This is a genomic window from Bradyrhizobium sp. AZCC 2262, from assembly GCF_036924535.1.
GTDB lineage: Bacteria > Pseudomonadota > Alphaproteobacteria > Rhizobiales > Xanthobacteraceae > Bradyrhizobium.
On sequence record NZ_JAZHRT010000001.1, the window covers coordinates 960,417 to 982,365 of the forward strand.

Sequence of the window (21,949 nt, forward strand, 5' to 3'; positions counted from 1 at the left end):
AACGCTGTTAATACCGGTTTTGGCGGTGCGGATGGCCAAATTGCAAATTGTCACTCAACCCTAAATCTGATCTTCCGGATCGTAGGGCCGCGTCACCGTTGTTCCGATCAGGGACCAGTATTCGATCGGCGGGCGGCCGGAGCCGGGACGCTTGCTCGCGATGTCGTCCGGTCCCAGCACATCGCCGGCCTGAAGCGGCCGCGCCGCCACCAGGCTCTTGCGCGCGATCGGCATGTTCCTGATCTCCGAATTCTTCGGTGTCTTGATGCCGTCGCCGATCGCGGCTTCGATGTTGCGGATGGCCGACACCATGCGGGCGAAATCATCGGGCTCGATCGATGCCGCATGGTCGGGTCCCTCGGCGTTGCGATCGAGCGTGAGATGTTTCTCGATGATGGTGGCGCCGAGCGCGACCGCGGCCAGCGATATTTCAAAACCGTCGGTGTGGTCGGAGTAGCCGACGGGCAGGGCGAACGCGGTGCGCATCGCCTGCATGGCCGCGAGGTTTACGTCCTCGGGCGGGCAGGGATAGTCAGTGGTGCAGTGAAGCAGGCTGACCTTCTCTGCGAGATGCCGCCGGGCCGCCGGATCGCGCCATGCCGCGCGAAACGCGGCAATTCCGGGCGCATCTTTGCTGCCGCCATAGCCATGCGCCAGCACGCCCAGCGCTTCCTCGACCTCGCCGAGCGTTGCCATGCCGGTCGACAGGATCAGCGTCGCGCCGGCTTTGGCGAGCGTATGCAGCAACGGTGCGTTGGTCAGGTCGCCGGAGCCGATCTTGATGCGCGGCAGGTCGAGCGACAACAGGAACGCCAGCGACAGTGGATCGAACGGCGTCGACAGGAATTCTATTCCGCGCAGCTTCGCGCGCGCGATCAGCGGATGATGCGCCGATTGCGGCAACTCCAGGCGCTGCAGCATGGCAAGCTGGCTTTCCGCTGCGTCCGTGGTGCGGTGCTGATAATCAGCCTTTCGAGCTGCGCGCCCGGCCGTCGATTTGGCGTTGAAGGTCTGGAATTTCACGATGTCGGCGCCGGCATCCGCGGCGGCATCGACCAGGGCCAGCGCCGTATCGAGACTGCCGGAATGGTTGACGCCGGCTTCAGCGATGATGAGCGTGCGTGGCCGCGTCATCCGGCAGCTCCGGCATTGTGGACGTCGTGGAAGCGCTTTTGCAGCAGCGTATGAAAATCCGGGACGCTGGCAATGGTGTCGGCAATACGCCGGCTGGCCTCGCCATCGCCATACGGGCTGACCGTCAGTTGCCGGCCGCGGCCGACCGCCGCCGAAATCGCGGCCGTGATCGCGTGACGTTCCGCAGCCGCATGGAACACCGAAGCGGCGCGCTCGCGGCCTTTCTGCCGGTCTCCAATGTCGACGCTGGGGGCGTTGAGCGACGGCGCCTCGTAGATTCCGCTCGAGGAATTGCCGACGACGACGTCGACCTGGTTCATCAGGCTGATGTAGCGGAGCTGCCCGAGCGAGGCGGCCGCGATGGCGTTCAGCCGGCCCGTGACGAACGCCTTGATCCGCTCGTTCAGGGCGCGGCCTTCGGCGTCGGCATTGCCCAGCGTAAAGAACAGGCGGAATGCGGGATCGAGCGCGGAAAGCGCTGCGAACAACTCATCGAGCGAGCCAACGGAACGGTCCGCTTCCACCGTGACCGGATGGAAGGTGACGAGAACATTGCGTTCGCCGAGCGGCATTCCGACTTCGCGCCCGATGGTCTCGCGATCCATCAGCTTCAGGCGCAGAATCGAATCGATGCCGGGCGATCCGACCGTGAAGATGCGCGAGGGGTCCTCCCCGAGCTGGGTGAGCCGCCGCGTCGAACCGGCATTGCTCGTGAAATGCAGATGCGACATCTTGCTGATGGCATGCCGCATCGATTCGTCGATCGCGCCCTCGGTGACGTCGCCGCCGAACAGATGCGCCATCGGCAACCGCATGTACATCGCGGCCTGCGCCGCCGCGAAGGTCTCGTAGCGGTCGCCAAGCACCACGACGAGGTCGGGCGCCAGCCGGGCGAACGCATCGGCGAACCCGATGACGCCGAGCCCGACGGATTTGGCGACACCGGCGCCGGAGTCGCTGCTGAGCAACGTCTCGACGGTGTCGTCGACGGCAAAACCTTCAGCCCGGATATTGTCGATGGTGTAGCCGAACTCGGGTGAGAGATGCATGCCGGTGGCGACGAGCTGCAGCTTCAGCCCGGCGGTTTGTTGTATCGCGCGCATCGGCCAGATCAGCAGGCCGAAATCGGCGCGGCTGCCGGTGACGAAGCAGATTTTGCGGGGCGCGTCAGTCATTGCGGGCCTGAATGCTGGCGCTGCTAGGAAGATTGATCAGCCGCCGCTCGATCGATTCGGCGACGCGGAGATCGCCACGCGGGCAAGCGGCGAACATGGGAAGCCGGTGCATCAGCGTCCAGGTCGGACGGGCGCCGAAACCGGAAGCGTTGAGTGCGGTCAGTACCTCGTCACGCAGGTCTGCATGAGCTTCGTCCAGCAGGACGGCATTGAGCCAGTAGTTGCTGGTCGTGCCCTCCGGCTCGCGCGAGAACTGGACGCCGGGAACGCCTGCGAAAGCGCGCTGATAGGCCGCGGCCAGCCGGCGCTTGCTGGCGAGGAAGCCGTCGAGCTGTTCGAGCTGGGCGCATCCCAAGGCCGCATTGAGGTTGGGCAGACGGTAGTTGAAGCCGACTTCGTCGTGCACGAAGGCCCATTTGTGCGGCAGCTTGGCGGTGGTCGTGATGTGCTTGGCGCGGCGGCCGAGTTCCTCGTCATTGGTGAGGATCGCGCCGCCGCCCCCCGTGGTCACGATCTTGTTGCCGTTGAAGCTCAGCGCCGCGAGACGGGCTTGCGAGCCGACCGCGTGACCCTTGTAGGTGGAGCCGAGCGATTCAGCGGCGTCCTCGACCACGGGAATGTCCCAATGACGCGCGATGGCGACGATCTCATCCATGTCAACGGGATGACCGAAGGTGTGCATCGGCGCGATCGCCGCGATTTTGCGGCCGGTCTCGCGGTTGACCGTTCCGCCTGCGCCGCGTTGTGCGATCGCGCCGAGGCGGACGCCAAGCGCCTGGGCATCCATCCCGAGCGTCCGGAACGAAGAGTCGATGAAATGCGGGCTCGCCCCGCAATAGGCGATCGCATTCGTGGTGGCGATGAACGTCAGTGCCGGTGACATCACCTCGTCGCCGGCTTCGACGCCGGCCAGCGTGAAGCAGGTATGCAGGGCCGCGGTGCCGTTGACGACGGCGACGGCGCGCCGGGCACCGGTGACTTCTTCCAGCATGTTCTCGAAGCGGTCGACGAACTTGCCGACCGAGGACACGAAGGTGCTCTTGATGCATTCCTCAAGATAGGCGATTTCGTTGCCGGCGAAGACCGGCTCGTGCAGCGCCAGCGTGCCATTGGGTGTTCCCACGGCGCGCTGAACGGCAGCAACGATCCTCTGCACATCGAAGCGATCGGATTTCGTTACCGCAATGCCCACATCCGCCTCATACATTGTAGACATCAGCCTTGTAGCGCGCGAGGTTGGCCGGGTCCATGAACCATTGCGCCGTCTTTTCAAGCCCGCGGCGCATGCCGTCGAGTCCGCCGAATTCAGGTGACCATCCGAGTTGCTGGCGGGCCTTGGAGTTGTCGGCCCAAAGCCGCTCCACCTCGCTGTGGGCGGGTCGAAACCGCGCCTCGTCGGTTTCGATTTCGAGGTCGGCCTGCATCACTTCCGCGATCATGGTTGCGGTCGCGCCGACGGATATCTCGAAGCCGCTGCCCAGATTGATCGTCTGCCCGACGGTCTGTTCCGCCGGTGCCGTCAGGCCCGCAATGAGACCACGCGCAGTATCCGTCACGAACGAAAAGTCGCGCGTTGGGCTGACCGCGCCGAGGCGGATCTTGCGCTTGCCCGAAGCGATCTGGCTGATGATGGTCGGGATCACCGCGCGCGCCGATTGTCGCGGTCCATAGGTGTTGAACGGCCTGACGACGACCACCGGCATCTCGAACGAGGCATGAAACGACAACGCCATCTGGTCGGATGCGATCTTCGATGCCGAGTAGGGGGATTGTCCGACCAGCGGATGGCTTTCCTTGATCGGCACGAATTGCGCGCTGCCATAGACTTCGCTGGTCGACGTCTGGACGAAGCGGCGCACGCCGGCATGACGGGCGGCCTGCAGCACGTTCACCGTGCCGCGGACATTGGTTTCGACATAGGAGTCGGGCGCGAGATAGGAAAACGGAATCGCGATCAGCGCCGCCAGGTGCATGACGTCGGTGCATCCCGCGGCGGCGGAGATCATGAAGTGCGGATCCCTGACGTCGCCGGCGATCACTTCCACCGATTTCATGACGTCGGCGGAAACGGTATCGAGCCAGCCCCAGGAGTTGAAGGAATTGTAGAGGACAACCGCCTTGACGTTCGCGCCCGCGCGAACCAGTTCCTCGACGACGTGCGAGCCGATGAATCCATCGCTACCCGTGACGAGTACGCGGGCGTCCTTCAGATCTTCCATGCCGGACCCCAAGAAAGGCGATTATTCCAGTCTTCGCAATACGATGGCGCTATAGCACAATAGCCGCTCACCGCAAACGAACGCTACAATTAACACTGGAAAACGGGGCATTCGGAGCAATCGGATTGGCGTTTTGGGGAGGCTCCGGCGGCTGGCTATGGCGCGGAAGCGGGCCGGTGCGGCAGATGCATTCTTACGAAGGCCTCGAGGTTGCCGCCCGAAAACAGGTGCCCCTGCAGGCCGGCCGCACGGGCCGCTTCAAGGTCGCTCGGTTTGTCGCCGACCAGGAGGCTCTTGTCCGCGTTGACGGGAAAGCGGGCGAGCAGATCCGTGATCATTCCAGCTCCCGGCTTGCGCCGGTCGTTCACGCGGCGATAGCGCTCGACGGTTCCGTCGGGGTGATCGGGGCAATATTCGAAGGCATCGATATGGGCGCCTATGGCGGCCATTTCGTCCGCCATCCAGCGGTGCAGCGCATGCACATGGCTTTCCTCGTAGAAACCCCTCGCGACGCCGGACTGATTGGTGACGACGAAGGCGAAATAGCCGGCATCGTTGACCGCCTTCACGGCTTCCTGGGCGCCTTCGATCCATTGCAGCTTGCCGGCCTCGAAGGTGTAGCCCGAATCATGATTGAGGACGCCGTCGCGATCGAAGAAGACCGCCGGACGCCGCAGTTGCTCGATCAGTTCGACGTCGGCGCGCGCGAAATCCTCGGGTATGCCGATGTCGATGAAGTAGCCGCGATAGGATGTTCCGGTCATGGCGCCATTGGCGGCCAGCGCGGGAAATACATCCTGCTCGAGGGAGGCGGGAAGGCCGCCGACGCGGGCAAGGATACCGCGATCGACGACGTAGACGCCGGCGTTGACCGGACCGGTCGCCCCCTGACCCGGCGCAATGAACGAACGAACCCGATCGCCGTCGAGCACGACCCGGCCAAACCGGTCACCCACGACATCGGCGCGCAGGGCCATGTGAACGAGGCTCGATTTGGCGCGCGTGGCCAGATCGAGGATGTTGAAGTCGAAGAACGAGTCGCCGTTGAGTAGCAGAAAGCGCTCCTGCAGCCGTCCGGCGGCGTGAACCAGCGCGCCGGCCGTTCCGAGCGGCGCCTGCTCCAGCGATACGGCGAGGCGGGCGCGTCCCCACACCGTGCCGTCGTAGCGCGCTAAAATGCTTTCCGCCTTGTGGCCCGCCAGCAGCAGGATTTCATCGAACGCATCGTAGCGTGCGATTTCATCGATCAGCGTGTCGAGGAACGGCCGGCCGCCGACCGGCAGCATCGGTTTCGGTGTCGTCTTCGTCTGCTCGCCAAGCCGGGTGCCGAGGCCGCCGACCAGAATGACAGCCTGCCTCAGCACAGCGCATCCTCGACGAAGCCGCACAGCATGTGGCCGACGGCGATATGCATTTCCTGAATGCGGTTGGTACGCGTTGCCGGCACCTTGATCAGGATATCGCACAGATCGTCCATGCGCCCGCCATTGGTGCCGGTCATTCCGATGGTGACGATGCCCATCGCGCGTGCAGCCTCGATGGCGACGATGACATTGGCGCTGTTGCCGCTGGTCGAAAGGCCCACCAGCACGTCGCCGCGCCGTCCGACGCCGCGCAATTGCCGGGCGAACACTTCGTCATATCCATAGTCGTTGCCGATGGCGGTCAGCGCGGAGGTGTCGACCGTCAGCGCCAGCGCGGCCAGCGGCGCGCGGTCCCTGAGGTATCGCCCCATCAGTTCGGCGGCGAGGTGTTGGCTGTCAGCGGCTGAACCGCCGTTGCCACAGAACAGGATTTTGTTGCCCGCGGCCAGCGAGGCGATCATCGCGCCGGCGGCCTGCTCGATGGCTGCGGAATGGGCAGAGAGCCTGGCGAAACCGGCGGCGATCTCGTCGATCTCGGCACGGATACGCGCGGGAAGTGAGGTAGCTCCAGCTGGCGCCGTCATCCGGTGGTTCCCTGATGCGGGGAGCGGCTCGCACCGGTGCCTGATACTGATCTGCATCCGGCTGGTCTCTTAACGGCATTTCGGACGAACCGCAACAATAGAGGCCCGGTTCGCGCCGCCGGTCCGCGTCGCTCCCCCGATGAAATTCGCCGGTTATTACTGACGCTTCTACCGAGCCTCGTCTAGGCCGCTCGCACCTTGCCGAAGGCCGGAAATCGAAACAGAGCCCACGGAACCAGCGGCAGGCCCGCCCTTGCGAGGCTTGCCTCCATGAGCAACGCCATGGCGAGGGCCGCGATCTTGATCCAGTAGACCGGAGTCATGATGAAGTTGAGCATTCCGCCGATATACATCACATAAAATCCGAACAGGACATACAGCGACAGAAACGCGGACGCGTAGCGGCCCTGGATGACGCCCTTGACGACCAACGCGCTCAAACCGGCTGCGATGTAGCCAGCCCCGAAAATGAAAGGCCATGCATAGAGGGGGCCGAACAGTTCGAAGAAGATTTCAGGAAATCCGCCGGCAAACTGAAAGCCGCCCGAGATGTGCTCGTATGTTCGCGGCTCGCCGATGGTCTCGAGCATCAGAAATTGCGGGGTCGTGTTCCTGCTGGCATCCAGCGGTGCCTGAAACAGGAAATCGTAAACACGGTCCGGTTGCCACTGGCCGAAATTGAAGACCCGCTCGTAGGAGATCCAGCCAAGCTCGCTCGGCTGTACCAGAAGACGTTCCCAGAACTGCGAGAGGATTTCGTCTTCCTGGAACTGCCGGACGTTGACGAGATTGTTGTAGATGCCCACGGCCGAAACGGTTGCCGCGAGGGCGAGGACCGCGCTCAATGCAATCAGGTCTCTGCGTTTGAATGTTTTTTCAATCCAGGAGAATGGAACCTCGGATCGATCGTCACCGATATCCGCCGCGACGGCCGCCGCGAGCGGAATCACGAAGAAGCTGCCGAAGCTGTAGAATGCCGAGAAGCGATTTCCGGTGAGGAACATGTAAGCCATCAGGATGCCGAGCATTCCCAGATAGCGAACGTCGATCCGGCGATTGCGCAGGCGTTCGGCGGCGAACATGACGCCCCACCAGAACGTCACGAAATTTCCGTACAGGATCAGCCATCGGTGCGCGGCGCCGGCGTATTGCGCGGTGTAGACAAACCGTTCGAGGCGGGCGAACAGCGGAATTGATCCAATGCGTATGAGATCGAAGTACAGATAACCGAGGAAGAGCAGCGAGACGAAAACGGTAATGCCGGAAAGCGTTATCATTCCGGGCGCGGCGCGCTCCCGGTCGGCGCCGCTCAGCCAGTGCTGCACGGCCGCCGGTCTCAGCAGGAAGAAGAACGGAGCCAGCGTCACGAAATAGGCCAGCACGTGCGGCAGCGTTGCCAGCCCCGGTCCAACGAAGCGATCGGTCTGCGAGGACAAGACCGGTCCCGCGAGGTCGATGAACATGGTCGCAGCGGTCCGCCAGACCAGCGTAAACAGGATAAAGAAGAAAGCGATGAGAATGACGGGTCGACAGGCGGCGATATACAGGATGCACAGAAGGAACGCGGCGCCGGAAGCCGCAACGGCGATTTGTTCTGGAAGCGTGGCCATCGCCTGAGCTTTCTGCCGCTGTCAGCGTTCGGCCAAATCGATCCTGCCCAACCCGCCGTTGGCCCGCTTCGGCGGATTGACGAATATGGTCAGAACGATCATCGCGACCAGCATGCCCGCTCCGGCCAGCAGCGAGGCGCGCAGCCGTTCAATCGAACGATGCGTCATGACAAGCTTGTCCGTTTCGATATGCAGGACGCTTGGTTCGCTTAGCTGCTTCACCATCATATCATCGCGCAATAACGCCTGCAGTTCATTCCATATGGTGAGCATTGGGGGGACGGACGAGCTTCGGTGCTCGTTCTCTTGGGGCGGCGGCATTGTTTTTGAAACGCGATCGTTCAGCTCGTCGATTCTTTTCTCAATGAAAGCGATTCTCCTCTTGTCCGCCTCGATTCTGTTCTGCAGTATCTGGATCTGCCGATCGAGAATCGCACCGTGCGCCACGCCAATTTCCGCTGCGATCGCACGAAACGCCGACTGAACATCGGCGGTCGAACCGGCGGACAGCTCGATTGCGACGCGGCGCTCGTCCAGCGCGATTCCGCGCAGGCTCGACGCAACCATTGAGCGTGAAATGGACGCCGTCGCGGGCTCGAACGCCGCTTGCTTTATAATTTGATCTCTAAAGGTTGGATTGGAGAGCCGCACGATTGTTCGACGCGGCGTTTCGATTGGCGAGACTGCAGGTCCGCTTTGCTGGGCAAGAAGAAATTCGCTGGCAGCAGCCGATCCGGTCGTCAGGATGGCGCGGCCGCTCCAAATCTCGACCTTGCCGGGCGTGATCAGCGCGAAGGCCATGGCGGCGGCAAGAGCAGTTGCTGCCGCGATCAGCCACTTCGACTTCCAGATCACCGATGCAATGAACTTCAAGACCCTACCCGCATCCGGCGCCGTGCTGGGAAGCTGATGTTCCACGAATCCTCGCGAGGCTGGAAGGATCAAAAACCCTTATTTCCTCCTATTCTCGAATGCAAGCGGAACACGAATAAGGAAACGTTATGCAGTCCAACGGTGTGTGCCGACCCACATCACCATACGCTCCTGCCGCCGTCCATGACCATGTTCTGGCCGGTCATGTAACTCGATGCGTCCGAGCAGAGGAACTGAACGGCCGCGCAATATTCGTCGACCCGGGCCATCCGTCCCATCGGGATCAGCCGCGTCAATCGTTCGACGAACGCGGGATCCTGGTTGTTGAAAACGCCGCCCGGCGAAATCGCGTTGACGCGAACGCCCCGGTCCGCCCAGTAGGTCGCGAGGTATTTCGTCAAACCGATCAGTCCGTGCTTGATGACGGAGTAGGTCACGGGTTTCACCGGCTGCTCTTCATCGCTGACGATGTTGGGTTGCCGGTAGAGCCGCTGATCCGGCGCGATCACGCCGAGATCGGATGCGATGTTGAGGATGACGCCGCGGCCGCGCCTGGCCATCGCGCCGCCAAAAACCTGCGAGCACAGCATCGCGCCGGTCAATCCCACCGCGATTTCGGTCTGCCACTGCGGAACCGGAAAGGCTTCGAAGCGCGACGAATGCATGACACCGGGAATAGAGGTGACCTTGGGATCGATCGCGGCGTTGTTGACGAGGATGTCGACGGCGATGCTGCGGCCTGCGAGATCCTCGCCGGCAGCGCCAACCGATGCCTGTGACGTGACGTCGATGATAGCGGAGACAAGATCGGCTTTGGGTGCGATTTCCTTTACCGCAGCGATGGTCGCATCAGCCTGCGCCAGTCCGATGTCGCTGACCACCACGCGCGCGCCGGCGTCGACCAGGGCGGCGACATGCTGCCGTCCCAGCAAGCCTCCGGCGCCGGTGACAAGCGCGGTGCGTCCCGTGAGGTCGTATCGAGCGGAGGGGGCGGTCATGATGTGCTCCTGTTCAAGCACGCAATTGTCCGCCGTCGGCCACGATCACGGTGCCCGTGATGAATGCCGCGCGGGGGGAGGCGAGAAAGGCGACGATATCTGCGACCTCTTCGGGCTTGCCGAGCCGGCGCAGCGGCACCTCGCGAACGAGCATCTCGTCCACGGCGGGTTTGTTTTCGGCGATCCTGCGCGCCCAGGTGCCGTCGGCGCTGAGAATATTGCCGGGCGCAACGGCGTTGATGCGGATGCCTTCGAGCGCCAGCGGGCGGGCAAGGCCGCGCACGGTTGCGTTCAAGGCCGCCTTCGCCGCCGAATAGGTCACCGGTGCGCCGAGCGCTGCGAGCCCACAGATCGACGACACGCACACGATCGCACGGTCGCCAGTGCCGCGGCTCATCAGCGGCCGCGCGGCTTCGATCGTATTGGTGGTGGCGAACAGGTTGATGTCCATCACCCGCGACCACTCGGCCGCAGTTTCCTTGCCGGGCGGCACGGAAGCGCCGCTGCCGACGTTACAGACGAGAATGTCGACTGTGCCCCACCGCTTTTCGACCTCGTCCACCAGCGAAAGCGCGGCGGCGGGATTGGTGACGTCGGCGCCATGGCATGAGGCGCCGCGGCCGATCTTGTCCGCAGCCGCTTTGATCCCGTCGAGGCCGCGGGCCGCCATGGCCACTTTGGCGCCTTCGGTGGCAAGCGTTTCGGCAATCGCAAAACCGATGCCGCGGCTGGCGCCGACCACCAATGCGACCCGGTCCTCGATTTCGAGTTTCATCGCCTTGCGTCCTCGATCCAGCGTACGGTCATGTCGCGATATCGTGCCAGCGCGCGGGCGTGGTCGCGATCGGTGGCGCGCGCCGTTTGCAGAATATATTGTCCGCGATAGCCGGACTGCTCGATCAGCCGGATGGTTTTGGCGAGATTCGCCGCGCCCGTCCCGAGCGGCACGGTGGTGCCGCCAAGCAGCCGGTCCTTCACATGCACATTGAGGATGCGCGGCGCATAGGCCGAAATCTCCTCCGCGGAATCATAGCCGAGGGCGGCGCTGTTGCCGCTGTCGTAATTGATCCCGAACACCTCGCGCGGGAATTTGTCGATGAACTGCGCCAGCGGGGCGGGTGGCAGATCGGATTCGAAAACGATCTTGACGCCCTGCTTCGCCAATGAGGCGGTGCGATCGAGCAGAACGCGCAGCAAGGTCTCGGTCTGCGCGGCGCTCTCGATCCTGCCGTTGTCGACCAGCGGAATGACGACGAATTCGATGCCGAGGGTGCTGCAGGAGGCGAGCACCAGATCGAGATCGGCCACCAGCGATTTTTGTGTCTCGCCGTCCGTTTTCCAGAACGGCGCCTGCATGAAGCAGTCGCCGGTCAGGCTCGCCGTCTTGAGGACGTTGCGGCGCGAGAGGTCGAGGATTTCCTTCTGTCCGGCTGCGGTGTTGAGCGGGTTTTCGCGCAGCCGGTCCTGGTCGATCGTCCATTCGATCCGGGTCAGGCCGAGCGCGCTGGCGCGGGGAAATTCCTCGCGCCATTCGTTCCACGGGAACGCCTGGATCTTGCCGTCGACCATCGCCGACAGCCGTCCCTGCATGAAGCCGATGCGCTCGGGTGTCGTCACGGCTTGTCACCCTCGCTGATTGCGAGGCCCTTCGTGGTCCAGCCACCATCGACGAATAATTCCTGGCCGGTCACATAGGCCGAGGCGGATGACGCCAGAAAGACGGCGGCGCCCGCCAGATCGTCCGGGTTGCCCCAGCGGCCGAGCATGGTGTGGCGGCGGCGATCGTTATGCATGACAGGGTCGGCGAAACTTGTGGCGGTCATCTCGGTCGCGACATAGCCGGGCGCGAGCGCGTTGACGCGAATACCATCGCGCGCATAGTCCGTGGCAAGCGCGCGGGTGAGGCCGGCAAGACCGGCCTTGGCCGCCACATAGCCGGGATTTCCTGGAAAGCCGCGCACCGAATTGATGCTGGTGACGTTGATGATCGAGCCGCTGCCCGCGTTCTTCAGGAGCGGATAGGCGGCAAGGATCGTCGCATAGACGCCGCTCAGGTCGACCGCCAGCGTGTCGCGGAATCTCTGGAGTTCGCTGATCGTCGCGGAGGCGGGAAGGCTGATGCCCGCCGCATTGACCAGCACGTCGAGTCGTTCTCCGGTTTTGGCGAGATCATCGAAAACGGACCGGATCGCGGCATCATCGGCCAGATCGCATTTGACCGCCGTGACATGCGAGGGCGCCGTGCCGCTCCGGCTGAGGCCGAATACTTTTGCGCCGCTCGCCTGCAGGCCGCTCGCGATAGCAGCCCCAATGCCGCGCGACGAACCGGTAACGACGGCGGTCTTGCCTGCCAGCGAAAAGGCTGCGGGGTTATGCATAGCCGTAGCTGCGCATGATGGCCGCACAAAGCTTGACGTCTTCCGGGCGATCGATCTGGAACATTTTGTGGCGCTCCATCAGATGCATTCCGATTTTGCCGCCGAGCCGGTTACTTTGCTCGCGCAGCAGCGAGGGAATTAGAACGTAGAACGAGCCGTTCTCCAAATACCGCTTTTCGATCTGCTGCCGCATCCGCCGATTGCGGAAATCGTAGTTGATCGGCTCCGGCCCGTCGGCGCCGATGCGCCAGTTGAAGTAGTCCTCGACCTCGCAGACCGACAGCAGGCTGTCGAGTTCTTCCCGCTCGAACGTCGCGAACGCCTGTTCGATGTCGCTGGATTCCCGGATCGGCGACGTCGCCTGCAGCGCGACGACCCGTCCGAATGGACCAAGCTTTCCATCGAGCTGCTCCAGTGCGTGGAGCCATGCCGACTCCGATGACGCCAGATCGCCGGAGATGTCTTCCGGGCGTCGGACGCCGACCGCCCCGGCGGTCTCTGCGGCGGCAAGGATTTCGTCGCTGTCGGAAGAAACCGCGACGACGTCGACACCGCGTGCGGCTGCGGCCTGCATGACGGTCCAGGCGATCAGCGGCTTGCCGCACAGATCGATCAGGTTCTTGTGCGGAATTCCCTTGGAGCCGCCGCGCGCCGCGATCACGGCCAGCGTCCGCCCGGGCGTCACCCTCGTCATATGCGGCCCTCGAGGCGCTCGAGCGCCGTCCAGAATCCTTCGCCCATATTCTTGTGGCCCTGCCATATTTCGGGGATGAACGAGGCGTCGGGAGCGTGCTTGCGCAGGACGGCGCCGATCTGGTCGAAGTCGATCTCGCCTTCGCCGATCTGCAGGCCTTCGCCGTCGAGACCCTTGGCATCGCCGAAGTGGAGATGGGCGGTATGTGGACCGAGCTGGGCGAGGCCTTCACCGAAATCGAAGCCGAAATGATTGGCGGCGAGCTTGGTGTGGGAGATGTCGACGCACATCCGCAGATCATGCTCCGCGCAGAACGCGGCCGACTCGTCAGGGAAAATGAAGATGTTCTGGTGGCGCTGCCCGCCGAAATGCCATGGGAACGGCGCCATGGTCTGCGGGATCAGTTCGACGCCGTCGAGATCGAGTTCCGCGAGACTGGCGGCGAAGATGCGATAGCACTCCGCCTTCCGTTCCGGCGACAGCGGCTCGTCCATGGTGAAGCCGCCGATATTGGCGACGATCGGCGGACGCCTGGTCTTGGGAAAGAATTTCTTCAATCCGCGCGTGATGTCGATGACGGCCTGGGTCTGCTCCAGCGAATAGCGGCGCAGCCCTTCATCTGATGTCGCCAGATCCATCAGCTTGCTGCCCGCAAACAGTTCGGGCGCGTGCACGACGAATCCGAGCTCGTAGGTGCCGGACAGGTAGGCGGCCGGATCGCGCTCCATGTCGCTGTAGCTGAGATGGAATTCGATGATGTCGGGCTGGCAGATTTCCAGAAACCGCTGCGCGTCGTGATAGCGGACCGGCACGCCCCACGGCCGGTCGAAACGATAGCGACGCGCGGTTGTGGGTCCGTTGGCGAGGTCGCTCTGAAAGAAGTAGTCGTCTCTTGCCATTGCGCGGTTGAGACGCCGGCCGATCAGGGCCGGCATTTTCAGCGGCGAAAGGCCCTGGCCCGGGCTTTTGACGGCGACATCGCTCTCGGTGACGACAGTGCCGGCCGCAATGTCGCGGGCCGCCACCAGGCTCTTGGCGAGATTCTCGCGGTTGATCAGTTCGCCCTGGCTCAGTGCACGTTCCGCAAGCTTTTCGCCACGGGCTGCTTCCACCTCGCGAATGCCCGACACCAGCGCCTTGAACTCCTCCGGCTCGAGGCTGGCCGCGTGGTCCGGGCCTTCCATTCCGCGATCGAGCGTGATGTGGCGTTCGATCACGGCCGCGCCCATCGCGACCGCGCCGATCGAAACCGCGATCCCGCGCTCGTGACCGGAATAGCCGACGAAGGGATGGATCTCCCGCAGCGTCTCCATGAAGCGCAGGTGAATATTGTGAAGCGCGGCGGGGTAGGTGCTCTGGCAATGCAGCAGCACGTAAGGCGCCGAGCGGTCGTCGAGGAATTTCGCCGCGGCCCGAATTTCATCCGTCGTGCTCATGCCGGTCGAGACGATCAGCGTCTTGCCGGTCGCCGCCAGTTTCGCCAGCAAGGGCAGGTTGGTCAGGTCCGCGGAGGCGACCTTGTAGGCCTGAACGCCGAACGTCTCCAGCGTCGCGACGCTCGATGCATCCCAGGGCGTGCAGAGGTATTGGATGTTCTTTGAGGCGCAATAGGCCGCCACGCGGCGCTGCTGCTCGGTGGTCAGTTCGAAGCGGCGCAAGAGGTCGAGGGTGTATTCTACGGCGAGGTCGTCGTCTTTGCCGGAAAGGCTCGAGGCGCGGTAGACCTCGTCCAGCTTGCGCATCTGGAATTTTGCACAATCCGCGCCGGCTGCGACTGCGGCGTCGACCAGTGCGATGGCGCGATCGAAATCGCCGTTATGGTTGTTGCCGACTTCCGCAATGACATAGCACGGCTGGCCAGCGCCGATCGAACGATTGCCGATCCGGATCCTAGCCGCCTGGTTGGTTGAGTTCATGAACCTTCTCGGTGTCCAGTCTTATGCGCCGCCGCCCTTGGCCGGTGCTCCGGGAATGCGCGATTTCCAGGTCCGCAGCCCATGTTCCTCGAAGGCGATGCGGGAGCAGGACAGGCCTTTCTGCTCCAGCGCCGCAATCAGCGGATAGCGCCGAAACGGGCGGACGAAGAAAATGAAGTAGCCGCCGCCGCCGGCGCCCAGCAGCTTGCCGCCGACCGCCCCGTTGGCTTTTGCGAGATCATAGATCGCGTCGAGCTGGACGGAACTGATCAGCGGGCTGAGGCGGCGCTTGGCGTGCCATGCCTCGTCGATCAGGCGGCCGCATTCCAGAAGCTGGCCGCGCAGCAGATGATGCCGGATCTCGCGCGTCACTTCCTTTTGCTTGGCCGCGGCCGCGACGGCGTCGCTCGTCTCGTGCTGCTGCTTCTGGTCGCGGTGGATCGAGCCTGAGTCATGGTTGGAGCCGGTGTAGCAAAGCACCAGGCTTTCCTCGAGCTCGGCTATGATATTGGGCTCGAGGCGAAGCGGAACGATGGTGTTCTGCTCCGACGAAAACTCCATGTGATTGAAACCGCCGAACACGGTGGCGTACTGGTCCTGCCAGCCGCCGGGAATGTTCAGCATCAAGCGCTCGGCCTGGAAGGCCATTTCCGCGATCTCGTGGCGGTCCCACCGGTCGGAGCGGAATTCGTTGAAGCAGCCGATGATGGCGGACGAAACCACCGCCGAACCGCCGAGGCCGGAGCCGACCGGAAAATCGGCCGAAATGTCGAGATCGAAGCCGTAGGCCGGCTGTATCAGGCGCACTACGGACTTGATCAATGCCAGTTCGCCTTCGTTGCCGAGGCTGGCGAGATTTTCGGCTTCGACCGTGCAGCGAAAATCATGCGAGTAGAGCCGGATTCGCTTGTCGTTTCGCCGCCGCAACGTCGCATGCGCGTACATCGCAATGGTCGCGTTGATAACGGCGCCGCCGTCATTGTCGACGAAATAATGCGTGAGGTCGGTGCCGCCGCCGGAGAAACTGATTCGAACCGGCGAGCGCGCCCGCGCAAATACTTCGCTCTCTTCGCCGAGATTGAAGAGATCGCGGCTGAACACGTCCACCAGACGGCGGTCGGCGTCGAGGATCGGAACGACATGGACCCGCTGGTCCAGCAGCTTGAGAATCTGTTCGCGGGGCGCACCGGCGCGCGCCCATACGAAGTTGCGGTTGATGCAGCTCGCCACCTCGTCCTGGATCGATATGCCCGTCAGCAGCCGACGGCGGATGTCGCCGTCCGTGACGGCACCGATCACGCGGCCCTGAGCGTCACGCGCAAACAGAATTCCAAGCATATTGGCGTTGAGCCGCTGGAATGCCTGCTCGATCGTGTCGCTTTCGGCGATGGTGACGACTGTCCGATCCAGCAATTTTTTCGGGTCCAAAAGGCGGCCAATCCGGCCTCGGTTGGGGGGTAGGTAGCCGCGCTCGGAAGCTCGGCGGGTCTGCTCCGGTTAAATACGGCAGCTGTGAGGGTCGCGCAAGTTGCTCACGCCGGGCATTCTGGACCGGATGGTCCCTGCTCAACCCGGCCGGAATATCAGCCCAGCGCTTTCCTTAGCCCGAAGACAGCTCATGCGGGTTCCAACCCACACCGAGAAACCAGGAGGGATGCGCCATCGCATCGAACGAAGTACGGAGCGCACGGTCCGATAGGGATGCCGGACCAACGTGTCCCAGCCATTGCCGGAAAAGGCCGGCTTCACTGGTTACTACAGCAAGGCGAGACACAGGCGCCTCCGATGGATGCGGTATCACTTTCTTTTCTGACCATTGCTGTCAAGTCCTGGGGCGGCTCTGCTCTAGTCGCTCGAATGGCTTCGCTGATCGTCTGAAAAAGTCCGGGCGGTCTTCGATTCGCAATAAGTTTGACCGTCTCGATCTGGCCGTTTGAAACAAAGCCGCCGAGGCCGTATGCCGGGTGTGATCGTAACTTCTCGCAAATTCCGACCAAGGCCGTGATCACCGCCGGAACGGGCGCTTTGGCGTAATTGCCTGTCGACGGGTCGATTACCTCCTGGTTTGAGATGGCTAACCTCGGATTGCTCGTCCCGTCGGCATTGACCAGATAGGAAAGTTCATAGAACGGGAAGAAGCGGCCGAGCGCGCGATAGTCGCGGTCATTTTCCAGAACCAGCATCATCGTCCCCGGTGGCGATGGATTCTGCTTGAACAGCTTGATGACCGCGCGCGTCTCCAGCGCATCGGCAACAAGCTTCTGCGTGACCGAGATGTCGGCCACCAAAAAAACCGCGGCAATGGTGGCGGCTGCCTTCCATAAAAACGGCCGCGGCACGATCAGCCGCAGAAACGCAAATAATGCAAATCCGCTCACCATCATGAGCGTCGTTTGGTGGCGCGTTTCCCACAGCCCGCTGAAGCGAGGAGGTTGACCGACGATCACGTAGGGGAACAGCGCGGACACTATGAGCGCCAGCGCGATAGCCAATGTCAGACCGCTGACGATCCGGCGCGAGTTATCTGGAGGCTCGTTTGCCGTGCTGAGCGGCAGACGCCAGATCCGCGCCACGGCAGCGAACAACGCGATAGCCACAGCGGCCGCGATGATTAGTTCGGCGAGATCCGCCCATGCGGGAGTGAGAACGCGGACGCTCTCACGGAATTGGTCGATAAACGTGATGATAGTTTGCTTCAGCGCGGCCGGCACGCCCATGCGAAACTTGTTGTAGTCGGCATAGAGGCCATAAGTTGGCTCAAGAATTTTCTTTGCCGGCCAATACACCAACGGTAGCAAGATGAGTTCGCTCCTGCTTACTACACCGCGGATGGTTGCGCCCGCGCGCTGCTTGAAGGAAGGCGAGTGTCCAGCCTTTCGCCACGCATCGATCGCGACGATCGCGGGGGCGATCCACGAAAGTACCAGAAACGAATTCGTCGAGAAGGCCATCACAAGAAGAAGTACGATCAGTACCCGCCGTCCGACTGAAGAGGCGTCTAGATCGCGCAGCAAAACGACGATCGACAGCGCGAAGAAGACGCAGGAGAATGCGTAAGGCACGGTCGACAGGATAAACCGTGCCTGATTGAGCGGCACGAGCGCCGTGAGCAGCGCTGCCCAGAATGCGTCAACGGCAGGCCACTGCGTGGTCCGCCGGATAATGGTGTAAGTCAGCGGCGCCAACACGCAAGACAGCAGCAGCACCGCTATGATGATGGCGCGTGGCTCGCCAATAACGGCAAAGGGCGCCATCAACACGAACTGTTCGCGGCGCCCCACCTGCTTGAAAAGCTCCCACAAGGTGCCCGCATCGGAGTGGGCGAGAAGAACCCAATCGTCCCAAAACGCCTGGTTGATGAGTGTTAGCGGCCCATACGCAGCCAGGACTGCGAACACCAGCAGCGCCCAGTATTTTACGTGGAAGTCTTTCGGCGGCGTCGAGAGCAGAGAAATCTCTGCGATATCCGTCGGAGTGGACTGCCGATGAACCCATCTGGCCGGAGCGGTCCGAATCACGAGGTAGATGCCTTTCAAGATTGTGATCGCGAGCAAGCAAGCTCAGATAGCATAGTTTGACTTGGTATGTGGTTTAATCCCGCTGTATCCATTAGATCGCTCGCGATAATCAGCAAGGCGAACCCTGCTATGCCAGTCAGCTGTTTCGCCTAACCGGCGTTTCGTTGTTAGTAAAGAGACCTCAGGAATCGCGATCACAGTCGTTGCTCATCAGGGATCTAAATCTAGGACCAGTCGGACAAATCCGGTGAGTGGCGCGCAGGCTTTTGCGGCTTGTTCGTCTGTCACCGGCGCGATCTGCTCGTCCGCCAGCGTCGCAGTGGTTGCTACACGCGCGACTCCTGAAATTCGGCTAAAGCCGGCCAACAGGTTGCGACACACCGAGCGACGAGGTCCGAATAAATCCAGCGTCAGACGCTTTCCGGCTTTGGAGAGGGTTGCCTCCCCCCAAAAAGACACCAGCCGTCCTCCGCGTACAAATGGTGAAGGAACGTTGACGCCTGCACGTCTGAGGGTGGCGAGGTCGATGAGGCCAGCGGGCAAGGCATCACCCGAGCTTTGAATATTGCCGATGAACCCGGGTAGCGCCTGAAGTGCCTCGTTCTCCGCGTCCGAAATTTTCGTGGGTGTATTGACAGGCCGTTCCATGCAGCCGCCGGTCGGCTGCGGAGTGCCATTCTTCCAGAAGCGATAGGCGGCGACCTCCGGCGTGCTTCCCTCAAGCACACAAAGGGATCCGGTTGATCGAATCAATTTCAACAGGCTGCTTTCCAGAAGTCCCAGATTTGTTTCATCCTGTCGCAAGATGATCACGCTTCCGGTCTGAAGCGCCACTGGCGCCGCTAGAATGCGTGCAACGAGCTCTTGAACCAATTCGTCGGTGAAGGTAAAGGATCGCGGCCAGGTATGCCATTTGCTCGCGAACAGTAGCGCGGTATCGCTAAGCGTCTGGACGCCGGCTCCGTTTTCGCCCAGGAGTACCGTAACTTCCGCATCTGCGGCGGCAAAACGGTCAATGAGACGTTTCGCATCGCCCAGGACCTGCCGGTCATATGGAGTCATTGCCCAGATATCTGCGCGCGGCTCCAAGGTGAGCTGGCTGCGCAACGTCTCGGAAATGCCCCGGCCAAGAGCGGCAGGCGTGCAGCGGCCATGATCGCGGCATTGCTGTACGACAAGCGAATAAGGAGACCCAACGCGAAACAGGTAAAGCGACGAGAAGCTCGACATCCAGAGCAATGCGAGCAACGGAATTGCCGATAGGCTAATTGCAACGCGGTCGCGCCCAGCGGCCACGTTGGCGAGCCAAAGGATACCTGGAATGAGCAGGAGAGAGAGAGGCAACAACGCGATGAGGATCACAAAGTCCACCGCGCGACCGGCAAAATATGCGGAAGTGATCGCGGTCAATAGCGCTGCGGGCAAGGCACGCCGCAGCCAATAATTGCTGCGATACGGCAGCCCATTCTGTTGCCCGTTGAAAACCGTGAGCCAACAAATTCCCATAACCACGACGATTGTCAGCAGAAATGGGGTCCAACTCCAGAACGTCCCGTCGAAAGGCACAGACCAGAAAGCAGCAACCGGATTGTAGCTGGCGAAGTAACCCAGATAGATTGTGAATGCCGGCAGCTTTCCCGATACCACAAAGATGCTTAGCGACATCGCCACCAGACCACAGATGACCGGCAGGCAAGCCGACGCGAGATCGGCTACGAGCCTACCGTAGCTTCGGTCGCGCAAATTGATCAATGTGAGAAACCCGCAGTGCAGGGCCAGTGTTCCCGCGATTGCTTCCGCGCTCCATAAAGCAGCGAGAAACGACGCGAGAAATATCAGAAGAGAGCGGCGGCTTCCTTCCGCTCCGGAGGCCAGCGCGACGGCCATGAGCATCACCGGTAAATACCGCACCCCCAGCACCGAGGGGGCGGTATTGACGTTGCCCTCGCCGTAGGCCCATCCCGACAGCCAGGACAACAGAACAATCAGCCCCAGCCACAGCGCTGCAAGCCTGTACCGCGTGGGCTGCCACAGCATGACGAGGAACAGGACATAGAATAGAATATTACAAAACTGGACCGCGATGTTGGCGACCGCAAACGACGGCTGGCCAAGCTGAAACGCCAGATAAGTCAGGAGCACAGGACCCGGCCCATACTGCGAAAAGGTGTCTACCATCAACGTTCCGCCGCCCATCAAATGTCGGGCGGGGCCGATGTTCGTCATGTAGTGGAGGACGTCGGTCGGAAGCGAAAAATCGAAGCACAGTACAACGGCAGCGCCAGCAGCCAGCGGCAATGCCAACTTTTGAATCCGCAGAAGCGCTGTCGGATTCTTTCGTTCGAGCCGCTGCTCGATGATCAGAAGACATAGTCCAACTGCCATCGAGAAGCTGGCGAGTAGCGCGGCGACGCCAACCTGTGACCAATCGGGGAAGCCGCCAGCTATTGAGGGGAAGAATGCACTGAACAGTCCGTTGAAATGCCTGTTCTCAGGCTCGACACGGAAGAGAGAAACGGTAGCTATAGCGAAGGCATAGGCGAAAGCCACCGTTTGCACCGACCGCGGACTGCAACGCAGGACCACTGCCTCTGTGCATTTCGAAAGCGCCGGTTTTGCTCGTCTTAGCCAAGCGACCGCGGCGAGAAGTGCAAGATGCAGCGCCAATACAACTTGCGCAACAGGTAAGGCATTTCCCCTCCAAAACCCAAGCGTTCCACTTTTCCAAGTGGCGATGCCGGTAATGGCGAGCGCCGACAGAACCAGTACGGCGCACCAGATATTGATGCTTTCGAAAACGCGATTTGCCGGCTTACGGTCGTCCGGACCACCCCAGTATGCGATTGCGGCGGAAGCCACTGGCAGCAACGAAATGCTGGCGGCGAAAACAACAAAATTGCGGAGCCGAGGCTGGAAGCCGCAGGCTTTCGCTAGCACCACCAGCCAGAGAAATCCGAGCACCGCGAGCGCTGCGTTCGACACGATTGGAGCGATGTCGGTTAACCAGGCTGGCGAACCTGACGATCCCTTTGCGTCGAGCGGAATGGGCTGTGCTCCGTCGGTCATGCGCGTTTTCTCAAGGATAGTTCAGGACAGGGCGGAAGTGCGGTCGGGAAAAACCCATGCGTTCAAGCATAGGTAATTAATCAGAGGGACAATGATGATTACCGCAGCGACCGCAATCGCGGCCGGAAGCTGCAAGGCGGCCGCCATCGCAACGATGCCCGTACTGAGCAGGAAGCTGAAAATGTTCGTCAGAAGAAATCTCGGGAACGACACCTTGTGCGAGCGGCTGCTGCGAAAGGTAAATCCGCGCTGCGCGAAGTAACTGTACGGGATGGCCAGCGCATAGGCGACGCAATGAACTGCTATCAATCCGTCGTGCAAGCGAAGCAAGGCGCTCACGAGCAATCCATAAAGCAGCGACGAGGACAGTCCTACGGCGCCGAAGCGCACCAGTTTAAGCACCTGCGCGCGCCGGTCACT

18 protein-coding genes are annotated in these 21,949 nt (G+C 62.0%); all 18 read right to left on the bottom strand.

Translation table 11 applies throughout. The annotated features are described in order from the left end of the window. Positions 1 to 60: 60 nt before the first annotated feature. The 18 genes from neuB to V1283_RS04450 all read right to left on the bottom strand — a co-directional run bounded on the left by neuB (position 61) and on the right by V1283_RS04450 (position 21,931). Positions 61 to 1,134, bottom strand: coding sequence for an N-acetylneuraminate synthase (gene neuB, locus V1283_RS04365; RefSeq protein ID WP_334385217.1), 1,074 nt, complete (start codon positions 1,132 to 1,134; stop codon positions 61 to 63). After that, a complete protein-coding gene (gene neuC / locus V1283_RS04370; protein ID WP_334385218.1) occupies positions 1,131 to 2,309 on the bottom strand; it encodes a UDP-N-acetylglucosamine 2-epimerase in 1,179 nt (392 codons plus the stop codon). The genes neuB and neuC overlap by 4 nt, the downstream gene beginning before the upstream one ends. After that, on the bottom strand, positions 2,302 to 3,516 hold the full coding sequence (locus tag V1283_RS04375; protein ID WP_334385219.1) for a LegC family aminotransferase: 1,215 nt from the start codon (positions 3,514 to 3,516) through the stop codon (positions 2,302 to 2,304). The genes neuC and V1283_RS04375 overlap by 8 nt, the downstream gene beginning before the upstream one ends. Next, on the bottom strand, positions 3,509 to 4,528 hold the full coding sequence (locus V1283_RS04380) for an NAD-dependent 4,6-dehydratase LegB (RefSeq protein ID WP_334385220.1): 1,020 nt from the start codon (positions 4,526 to 4,528) through the stop codon (positions 3,509 to 3,511). The genes V1283_RS04375 and V1283_RS04380 overlap by 8 nt, the downstream gene beginning before the upstream one ends. A gap of 155 nt (positions 4,529 to 4,683) precedes the next feature. After that, a complete protein-coding gene (locus V1283_RS04385; protein ID WP_334385221.1) occupies positions 4,684 to 5,892 on the bottom strand; it encodes an HAD-IIIA family hydrolase in 1,209 nt (402 codons plus the stop codon). Beyond that, positions 5,886 to 6,476, bottom strand: a complete 591-nt coding sequence (locus V1283_RS04390) for a D-sedoheptulose-7-phosphate isomerase (RefSeq protein ID WP_334385222.1) — start codon at positions 6,474 to 6,476, stop codon at positions 5,886 to 5,888. Before V1283_RS04390 ends, V1283_RS04385 begins: the two co-directional genes overlap by 7 nt. A 182-nt stretch (positions 6,477 to 6,658) precedes the next feature. Further along, on the bottom strand, positions 6,659 to 8,086 hold the full coding sequence (locus tag V1283_RS04395; protein ID WP_334385223.1) for a DUF6418 domain-containing protein: 1,428 nt from the start codon (positions 8,084 to 8,086) through the stop codon (positions 6,659 to 6,661). Between the two features lie 21 nt (positions 8,087 to 8,107). After that, positions 8,108 to 8,959, bottom strand: coding sequence for a hypothetical protein (locus V1283_RS04400; RefSeq protein ID WP_334385224.1), 852 nt, complete (start codon positions 8,957 to 8,959; stop codon positions 8,108 to 8,110). Between the two features lie 158 nt (positions 8,960 to 9,117). Beyond that, positions 9,118 to 9,957, bottom strand: coding sequence for an SDR family oxidoreductase (locus tag V1283_RS04405; protein WP_334385226.1), 840 nt, complete (start codon positions 9,955 to 9,957; stop codon positions 9,118 to 9,120). Positions 9,958 to 9,970: 13 nt separating this feature from the next. Then, on the bottom strand, positions 9,971 to 10,732 hold the full coding sequence (locus tag V1283_RS04410) for an SDR family NAD(P)-dependent oxidoreductase (protein ID WP_334385227.1): 762 nt from the start codon (positions 10,730 to 10,732) through the stop codon (positions 9,971 to 9,973). Next, positions 10,729 to 11,574, bottom strand: coding sequence for a sugar phosphate isomerase/epimerase family protein (locus V1283_RS04415; protein ID WP_334385228.1), 846 nt, complete (start codon positions 11,572 to 11,574; stop codon positions 10,729 to 10,731). The genes V1283_RS04410 and V1283_RS04415 overlap by 4 nt, the downstream gene beginning before the upstream one ends. Further along, a complete protein-coding gene (locus V1283_RS04420; protein WP_334385229.1) occupies positions 11,571 to 12,335 on the bottom strand; it encodes an SDR family oxidoreductase in 765 nt (254 codons plus the stop codon). The genes V1283_RS04415 and V1283_RS04420 overlap by 4 nt, the downstream gene beginning before the upstream one ends. Next, complete coding sequence (locus tag V1283_RS04425) at positions 12,328 to 13,029, bottom strand: acylneuraminate cytidylyltransferase family protein (protein ID WP_334385230.1); 702 nt, start codon at positions 13,027 to 13,029, stop codon at positions 12,328 to 12,330. The genes V1283_RS04420 and V1283_RS04425 overlap by 8 nt, the downstream gene beginning before the upstream one ends. Then, positions 13,026 to 14,945, bottom strand: a complete 1,920-nt coding sequence (locus V1283_RS04430; RefSeq protein ID WP_334385231.1) for an N-acetylneuraminate synthase family protein — start codon at positions 14,943 to 14,945, stop codon at positions 13,026 to 13,028. Before V1283_RS04430 ends, V1283_RS04425 begins: the two co-directional genes overlap by 4 nt. A 21-nt stretch (positions 14,946 to 14,966) precedes the next feature. Next, positions 14,967 to 16,358 carry a GHMP family kinase ATP-binding protein gene (locus V1283_RS04435; protein WP_334385232.1) on the bottom strand — a complete coding sequence of 464 codons (1,392 nt, stop codon included), beginning with the start codon at positions 16,356 to 16,358 and terminating at the stop codon, positions 14,967 to 14,969. Between the two features lie 332 nt (positions 16,359 to 16,690). Further along, on the bottom strand, positions 16,691 to 18,481 hold the full coding sequence (locus V1283_RS04440) for a hypothetical protein (RefSeq protein ID WP_334385233.1): 1,791 nt from the start codon (positions 18,479 to 18,481) through the stop codon (positions 16,691 to 16,693). 192 nt (positions 18,482 to 18,673) lie between these two features. Continuing rightward, positions 18,674 to 21,529: a hypothetical protein gene (locus V1283_RS04445; protein ID WP_334385234.1), complete on the bottom strand. Its 2,856-nt coding sequence runs from the start codon at positions 21,527 to 21,529 to the stop codon at positions 18,674 to 18,676. Positions 21,530 to 21,550: 21 nt separating this feature from the next. After that, the gene (locus V1283_RS04450) at positions 21,551 to 21,931 is read right to left on the bottom strand and encodes a GtrA family protein (RefSeq protein WP_334385235.1); all 381 of its coding nucleotides are present in this window, start codon (positions 21,929 to 21,931) and stop codon (positions 21,551 to 21,553) included. Positions 21,932 to 21,949 lie beyond the last annotated feature (18 nt).

Bases quoted from the DNA above. Each gene is read 5' to 3' on its own strand.
- V1283_RS04430 (WP_334385231.1), bottom strand. From the start codon at position 14,945: ATGAACTCAACCAACCAGGCGGCTAGGATCCGGATCGGCAATCGTTCG.
- V1283_RS04425 (WP_334385230.1), bottom strand. From the start codon at position 13,029: ATGACGAGGGTGACGCCCGGGCGGACGCTGGCCGTGATCGCGGCGCGC.
- V1283_RS04420 (WP_334385229.1), bottom strand. From the start codon at position 12,335: ATGCATAACCCCGCAGCCTTTTCGCTGGCAGGCAAGACCGCCGTCGTT.
- neuC (WP_334385218.1), bottom strand. From the start codon at position 2,309: ATGACTGACGCGCCCCGCAAAATCTGCTTCGTCACCGGCAGCCGCGCC.
- neuB (WP_334385217.1), bottom strand. From the start codon at position 1,134: ATGACGCGGCCACGCACGCTCATCATCGCTGAAGCCGGCGTCAACCAT.
- V1283_RS04390 (WP_334385222.1), bottom strand. From the start codon at position 6,476: ATGACGGCGCCAGCTGGAGCTACCTCACTTCCCGCGCGTATCCGTGCC.
- V1283_RS04445 (WP_334385234.1), bottom strand. From the start codon at position 21,529: ATGACCGACGGAGCACAGCCCATTCCGCTCGACGCAAAGGGATCGTCA.
- V1283_RS04405 (WP_334385226.1), bottom strand. From the start codon at position 9,957: ATGACCGCCCCCTCCGCTCGATACGACCTCACGGGACGCACCGCGCTT.
- V1283_RS04395 (WP_334385223.1), bottom strand. From the start codon at position 8,086: ATGGCCACGCTTCCAGAACAAATCGCCGTTGCGGCTTCCGGCGCCGCG.
- V1283_RS04380 (WP_334385220.1), bottom strand. From the start codon at position 4,528: ATGGAAGATCTGAAGGACGCCCGCGTACTCGTCACGGGTAGCGATGGA.
- V1283_RS04375 (WP_334385219.1), bottom strand. From the start codon at position 3,516: ATGTATGAGGCGGATGTGGGCATTGCGGTAACGAAATCCGATCGCTTC.
- V1283_RS04410 (WP_334385227.1), bottom strand. From the start codon at position 10,732: ATGAAACTCGAAATCGAGGACCGGGTCGCATTGGTGGTCGGCGCCAGC.